General features: G+C 34.9%; 6 protein-coding genes and 1 tRNA gene. 5 read left to right on the forward strand and 2 right to left on the reverse strand.

Features of this window, described 5'->3' with window-relative positions:
• The first annotated feature begins 214 nt into the window (after positions 1-214).
• The 4 genes from J6569_RS08885 (at position 215) to J6569_RS08900 (ending at position 5,814) form a co-directional block, all read left to right on the forward strand.
• Positions 215-1,057: a Rossmann-like and DUF2520 domain-containing protein gene (locus J6569_RS08885; protein ID WP_296318274.1), complete on the forward strand. Its 843-nt coding sequence runs from the start codon at positions 215-217 to the stop codon at positions 1,055-1,057.
• Positions 1,054-1,908 (forward strand): 3-methyl-2-oxobutanoate hydroxymethyltransferase, encoded by an 855-nt coding sequence (gene panB / locus J6569_RS08890; protein ID WP_065574775.1) that lies wholly within the window; start codon positions 1,054-1,056, stop codon positions 1,906-1,908. Before J6569_RS08885 ends, panB begins: the two co-directional genes overlap by 4 nt.
• A gap of 5 nt (positions 1,909-1,913) precedes the next feature.
• Positions 1,914-2,762, forward strand: coding sequence for a pantoate--beta-alanine ligase (gene panC / locus J6569_RS08895; RefSeq protein WP_296318275.1), 849 nt, complete (start codon positions 1,914-1,916; stop codon positions 2,760-2,762).
• 193 nt (positions 2,763-2,955) lie between these two features.
• The gene (locus J6569_RS08900) at positions 2,956-5,814 is read left to right on the forward strand and encodes a valine--tRNA ligase (RefSeq protein ID WP_296318276.1); all 2,859 of its coding nucleotides are present in this window, start codon (positions 2,956-2,958) and stop codon (positions 5,812-5,814) included.
• Between the two features lie 49 nt (positions 5,815-5,863).
• Here J6569_RS08900 and J6569_RS08905 read toward each other — a convergent pair whose 3' ends face one another.
• The gene (locus J6569_RS08905) at positions 5,864-6,535 is read right to left on the reverse strand and encodes an OmpW family outer membrane protein (RefSeq protein ID WP_085164020.1); all 672 of its coding nucleotides are present in this window, start codon (positions 6,533-6,535) and stop codon (positions 5,864-5,866) included.
• 217 nt (positions 6,536-6,752) lie between these two features.
• Here J6569_RS08905 and J6569_RS08910 point away from each other — a divergent pair.
• Positions 6,753-6,828: transfer RNA gene (locus J6569_RS08910), tRNA-Lys, on the forward strand.
• A gap of 165 nt (positions 6,829-6,993) precedes the next feature.
• Here J6569_RS08910 and J6569_RS11285 read toward each other — a convergent pair.
• Positions 6,994-7,131, reverse strand: a complete 138-nt coding sequence (locus J6569_RS11285; protein ID WP_366941256.1) for an integrase core domain-containing protein — start codon at positions 7,129-7,131, stop codon at positions 6,994-6,996.
• Positions 7,132-7,143 lie beyond the last annotated feature (12 nt).

Here is a 7,143-nt window from a genome sequence, read left to right on the forward strand (position 1 = left end):
TGGTAATCTTCAAAAGGTACCTAATGGCTACATTTCATGTGTTGTTTCCTTCTTGCTGTATCTAATTAATAAATAATCTACTGTTTTTTTTTAATTTTATAATTATTAAAATAATATCTTACTTATTTATTTTAAATGTTATTGATATCTAATTTGATTGAATATCAAGCTGATTAAGCTATAATGCAACGACTTCAAATAATTTACAGTTGTAATGATTATTGGTTTTATCGGTGCAGGTAAAGTAGGTTGCACTTTAGCTAAGTATTTTTCTATATGTGGAATGCAGATTTCTGGATTTTATAGCCAAACCTATGAACATGCAAAAGAGGCAAGTGATTTTACTCAAAGCCAACATTATACTTCTTTACCTGAATTAGTTAATGATAGTGATTTCATATTAGTCACAGTACCTGATGGTCAAATAGTCACAGTTTGGCAAGAACTTTGTCAATTATCTATTGCTAACAAATGGATTGGTCATTGTAGTGGTCTGTTAACATCACATATTTTTAGTCAACATAAGGTTGTTCACCCATTTGCGTTTTCTTTGCATCCTTTATATGCTATTTATGATAGATTTAGTTGCTATATGGCAATGTCAGGTATCTCTTTTACTCTTGAAGCAAATGAAAATATTATCCCTCAATTACGAGCCACATTAGCTCCACTAAATAATCCTTTAGCAATTTTACCTGCAAGTAAAAAACCGTTGTATCATGCTGCTTGTGTTATGTTAAGTAATCAAGTTATTGCATTGGTTCAAATCGGTGTTGATTTGTTTAAACAATGTACACTAGATGCTGAATTTAGTGAACAGGCTTGGCATCCATTATTTCTAGGAAATGCAAATAATATTGGTAAAGTAGGAGTGATCAATGCTTTGACTGGACCTGTCGAACGTGGTGATATTGAAACTATCAAACAACATATTATGGCAATGCCTGATGAACTCAAGCCGATTTATCTACAATTATCAACTATTTTACTTAATATTAGTCGGAAAAAACATCCAAATAAGGATTATCGACAATTAGAGCTGGAGCTGTTACCTTGAAAAATACAATTCTTACACTACAAAAACGCAAGCAAAATCAACAAAAAATTACCATGTTAACTGCATACGATTATACTACAGCCAAATTAATGGACGAAAGTGGTATAGATTGTCTGTTAGTCGGTGATTCTTTAGGAATGGTGATGTTAGGTTACGATAGTACTGTATCGGTTACTATGGAGGATATGATTCACCATTCCAAAGCAGTAGCAAGAGCCGCTAAGTCAGCTTTTGTGGTGACAGATTTACCTTTTATGTCTTATCACACGTCTGTATATGATGCGGTTTTAAATGCAGGTCGTTTAATCAAAGAAGGGCAAGCTCAAGCAGTGAAACTTGAAGGTGGGCAAGCATTTTATGAACATATCAAAATGATTACACAAGCATCTATTCCTGTTGTAGCGCATATTGGGTTAATGCCACAATCTGTACTTGCTTTAGGTGGGTATAAAGTTCAAGGTAAGGATTATGAACATGCTAAAAATATTGTTCTTGATGCATTAGCGGTTGAAAAAGCTGGTGCTGCAGCTATTTTGCTTGAGTGTGTTCCGGCAGGTTTAGCGAAATTTATCACACAATTAGTTAATATTCCGACGATTGGCATTGGAGCGGGGGGGGATTGTGATGGGCAAGTGCTAGTTTATCAAGATATGTTATCAATGTATGATGGTATTTCGTCAAAATTTGTGAAATCTTTTGCATCGATTGGTGAACAAATGAAACAAGCTTTTAAATTGTATTGCCAAGAAGTTAATAATCGACAGTTCCCAGCTACAAATCATGAGTTTTCTATTGAAGATAATGTTATAGAGAAACTCAAGCTTGAATTTACTATTAACCATAAGGGCTAATACAAATGAATATTGTAAGTACAATTAAAGAAGTCCAAGCACAAGTAAAAGCTTGGCGTCAAGCTGGGTATAGTATAGGGCTTGTTCCCACAATGGGATATTTGCATGAAGGTCACCAAAGTCTGATGGCTGCGGCTAAAAAGGAAAACCAAAAAGTAATTGTGAGCATTTTTGTTAATCCTATCCAGTTTGGTCCTTCTGAGGATTTAGCCAGCTATCCTCGTGATTTAAATAGAGATAAAGTTGCTTGTGAGCAGATGGGGGTAGATTTGATTTTTTGCCCAACGGTTAATGAAATGTATGTTCCTAATTTTAGCAGCTATGTTGACGTTAATGGTTTAACCAACGCATTATGTGGACAAAAGCGTCCAGGGCATTTTAAAGGTGTTTGCACTGTTGTCACAAAATTATTTAATATTACGCAACCTGATCGTGCTTATTTTGGTCAGAAAGATGCACAGCAGCTAGCTGTAATTAAACGTATGGTAAATGATCTGAATTTTAATATTGAGATTGTTGGTTGTCCGATTGTGCGTGAAGCTGATGGGCTAGCTAAAAGCTCACGTAATAGTTATTTGTCTGAAAGCGAACGATCCGCATCTGTTTGCCTTTATCAAGCTATAGAAAGTGCCAAAGCAATGATAAAGCAGGGAGAAAAGTCAGTAACTGTTATTACAAAAGTTATGCATGAGCTTATAAACAATCAACCCTTAGCTAAAATTGATTATATTGAATTTGTTGATCTAGCATCTTTACAATCGGTTGATATGCTTGAGCAAGATAGCTTATGTGCATTAGCCGTTTATATTGGTAAAACACGGTTAATTGATAATTTTATATATCAACATCCCTAGTTATAACAATATTTTCGTGATAGATATATAAAACCGCTTGATATAAAGCGGTTTTTTTGTCATTTGTCGTGTAATAAAAATTTTTTAAGAAGATTAAATCAACGAGTTTATTATTCTGCCAATTTATTGTTTAGCTATTTTACTGTAGAATGGTCAAAATTTTATGCCTTAAATCAGGATTTATGCATTAATTATGAAAAATACGACTTATAATCCACAAGAAATTGAACAACCTATCTACAAACATTGGGAAGAAAGTGGGTATTTCAAACCCAATGGCGATAAGTCCCAACCAAGTTACTGTATTGCTATCCCACCACCAAATGTAACTGGGAGTTTACATATGGGGCATGCATTTCAACAAACTATTATGGATGCCTTAATTCGTTATCATCGTATGCAAGGCAATAATACTTTGTGGCAATCAGGAACCGATCATGCAGGTATAGCAACGCAAATGGTTGTAGAGCGGAAAATTGCTGCAGAAGAAAACAAAACTCGTCATGATTATGGTCGTGATGTATTTATCGAAAAAATCTGGCAATGGAAAGCTGAGTCAGGTGGCAGCATTACAAAGCAAATGCGCCGTTTAGGGGATTCAGTTGATTGGGAGCGTGAGCGTTTTACAATGGACCAAGGCTTATCCAATGCCGTTAAGGAAGTTTTTGTTAGATTATATCAAGAAGATCTGATTTATCGCGGCAAACGTTTAGTTAATTGGGATCCAAAACTGCGTACAGCTATTTCTGATCTTGAAGTCGAAAATCGTGAAGTAAAAGGTTCAATGTGGCACTTACGTTATCCTCTTGCTGATGGTATGAAAACATCAGAAGGAAAAGATTATTTAGTTGTCGCCACAACTCGTCCTGAAACACTATTCGGTGACACAGGTGTTGCTGTTAACCCTGAAGATCCACGCTATAAAGATCTGATTGGTAAATTTGTAGTATTACCGTTCGTAAATCGTCGCATTCCTATTATTGGTGATGAACATGCCGATATGACTAAAGGTACTGGTTGTGTAAAAATCACACCTGCTCATGACTTTAATGACTACGAAGTTGGGCGTCGTCATCAGTTACCAATGATAAATATCCTAACTTTTGATGGTGATATTCGTACACAAGCTGAAGTATTTGATACTAATGGGGAACCTAGCACGTTATATTCAACTGATATACCATTAGAATTTCAGAATTTAGAGCGTTTTGCTGCCCGTAAAACTGTTCTTGCACAATGTGAAAAACTAGGTATTTTGGAAAAAATAGAACCTCATGATTTAACCATTCCTTATGGTGATCGTGGCGGTGTTGTTATTGAACCTATGTTGACGGACCAATGGTATGTGCGAGCCAAAGTGCTTGCAAAACCAGCCATTGATGCCGTCAAAAATGGTGATATTCAGTTCGTACCAAAACAATACGAAAACATGTATTTTTCTTGGATGAATGATATTCAAGATTGGTGTATTTCCCGTCAATTATGGTGGGGACACCGTATTCCAGCTTGGTATGATAAACAAGGTAATGTATATGTGGGGCGTGATGAAGCTGAAGTACGACGTGAAAATAATTTGCCAAATGATATTGAGTTAGAGCAAGATGAAGATGTGCTTGATACTTGGTTCTCGTCAGCGCTTTGGACATTTTCAACGTTAGGTTGGCCAGAAAATACTGACGACTTAACCACGTTCCATCCAACGAATGTGCTAGTGACCGGTTTTGATATTATATTCTTCTGGGTAGCTAGAATGATCATGATGACCATGCATTTTATAAAAGATGAACATGGAAAACCGCAAGTCCCATTTAAAACGGTGTATGTCACAGGTCTAATTCGTGATGAAGAAGGACAAAAAATGTCAAAATCTAAAGGAAACGTTATCGATCCTTTAGATATGATTGATGGTATTTCATTAGCTGATTTGTTAAAAAAACGAACAGGCAATATGATGCAACCACAACTTGCTGAGAAAATTGCTAAGCGAACAGAAAAGCAATTTCCAAATGGCATTGAAGCGCATGGTACTGATGCGCTACGATTTACACTCGCAGCACTAGCATCAACAGGGCGTGATATTAATTGGGATTTAAAACGTTTAGAAGGTTATCGTAATTTCTGTAATAAACTATGGAATGCAAGCCGTTATGTGTTAATGAATACTGAGCAGCATGATTGTGGTTTTAAAGGAGGAGATTTAGATTATTCGCTAGCTGATAAATGGATTTTGGCTGAATTTAATCAAACAGTTAAAACTTATCGTGAGGCATTTGATACTTATCGTTTTGATTTGGCTGCTAATATTTTATATGAGTTCACTTGGAACCAGTTCTGTGATTGGTATTTAGAACTAACGAAATCCATTTTAGCTAATGGCGAAGCATCGCAGCAACGTGCTGCTCGTCATACGTTAGTGACTGTATTAGAAGCTCTATTACGTCTGGCTCATCCAATTATTCCATTTATAACGGAAGAAATTTGGCAAAATGTAAAACCACTAATGGGTATTAAAGCTGATACCATTATGTTACAACCAATGCCTATTTTTGATAACCAGTCTTCAAATGATGAGGCAGTTGCAGATATTAATTGGATAAAAGATGCGGTAATTGCTGTACGTAATATTCGTGCAGAAATGAACATTGCACCAAGTAAGCCTCTGCAGTTATTAATTCGTAAAGCGTCACCAACAGTGCATCGAATTACTAGTAATAATATTAGTTTTATTGAATCATTAGCAAGATTATCTGAAATAGTCTTATTAGATGAAAATGAAACTGGACCTTTATCAGTAACTAAATTAGTTGACGGTGCAGAATTATTAATACCTATGGCAGGATTAATTAATAAAGAAAATGAACTTGCTCGTTTAGAAAAAGAAATTGCACGCATTGAAGGTGAAATTATGCGGATTGCAAACAAGTTATCTAACGCAAGCTTTGTTGATAAAGCACCTGCGGCAGTGGTCACTAAAGAGAAAGAAAAACAACAAGGTTATATTAATGATAAAGCCAAACTGCAAGAACAGTATTTGTTGATAAAAAATCTTTAATATTAATAATAAAAAGTCTCTCAAATGAGAGGCTTTTATACTTATTAAATCAAAATTTGTACCCAACTCCAATCATAGCAACCCAAGGATCAAGCTTATAATTGGCTGTCACTTTTGTATTGCCTAAATGTGTAGTTGCTTTCGTTTCAATATCAATATAACGTATTTGAGCATTAACGAGCCAATTTTCATTGAAAGTATAATCAGCACCAACCTGTGCTGCCCAGCCCCAGGAACTATCAAGATCTAAACCATGGAACCCAGCCTTTTTAGCTTCACCATTGAGTTTTTCATCAAAAAAGAAGGTGTAGTTTATGCCCATTCCAAGATAAGGTTGAAACTCATATTGCGAATCAAGCGGATACCAAACAGCACTTAATGTTGGCGGTAGGTGTTTAATTTTTCCTAAATGAGCACCAGAAAGGCCTGTTGAATTACCACCACCTAACTTAAGCTGATGGCTAAAAGGCGTTGCAGCTAGCAATTCGACACCAATATTATCAGTAACCATATATTGAAAGTTTAATCCAAGTTGGGTATCGTTATCTGCCTTTGCTTTTAGATCGCTTTTTACTCCACCTACTTTAACATGATCACTTTTATCTTGAGGATGAACATAAACCGGTCCTCCACGAATTATAATTTCATTTGCTGTATGAGCATAAGCCAAAGAGCTTACTAATCCCATTGAGATAAGCATTGTAATTGATGATACTTTCATTTTTGCCTCCAAAGTTAAATTGCGAATTAATGTAAATTATGACAACAAGTTTTAGTTAGATAAATAATATTGATTTTATAACTAATTTTATTTTACAATATTATAATACTGAATTTGATATTTCTGAGATTTATATCAAAATTCCTGACAAATAAAATTAAATTGATAACTTGCATTATTAATATAATTTATATAAAATAAACGGAAATGTTTAAGTGGGTTGTTAGCTCAGTCGGTAGAGCAGTTGACTCTTAATCAATTGGTCGCGGGTTCGATCCCCTCACAACCCACCATTCTTCTTATTTAAACTCTTATCTAATTCCAAAAAAATATTATATGATAAATAGCTAAGCTAAAAGTTACTTGCATCAAGTTGCACTGAATTGTGTATATGTTTTGTATACAAACTTTCTTGACTAAGTTGGCTAGTAATAAACTGTAGGAAAACGCCGAGTTGTTTACACTTCATGGTTAAAATAATCCTTTAAAAACTCATAAGGCGTTTTCCCTGAAATCGCTTTATGTGGTTTAACGGTATTATAAAAATTAATAAAGCGTTTTAGTTTTTGTTTTCTATCTATTGAATCGCTGAATATATGCTGATTATG

The sequence above is a fragment of the Gilliamella sp. genome, assembly GCF_024104075.1.
In the GTDB taxonomy this organism is placed as follows: Bacteria; Pseudomonadota; Gammaproteobacteria; order Enterobacterales; family Orbaceae; genus Gilliamella; species Gilliamella bombi.

Bases quoted from the DNA above. Each gene is read 5' to 3' on its own strand.
- J6569_RS08885 (WP_296318274.1), top strand. From the start codon at position 215: ATGATTATTGGTTTTATCGGTGCAGGTAAAGTAGGTTGCACTTTAGCT.
- panC (WP_296318275.1), top strand. From the start codon at position 1,914: ATGAATATTGTAAGTACAATTAAAGAAGTCCAAGCACAAGTAAAAGCT.
- J6569_RS08900 (WP_296318276.1), top strand. From the start codon at position 2,956: ATGAAAAATACGACTTATAATCCACAAGAAATTGAACAACCTATCTAC.
- J6569_RS08905 (WP_085164020.1), bottom strand. From the start codon at position 6,535: ATGAAAGTATCATCAATTACAATGCTTATCTCAATGGGATTAGTAAGC.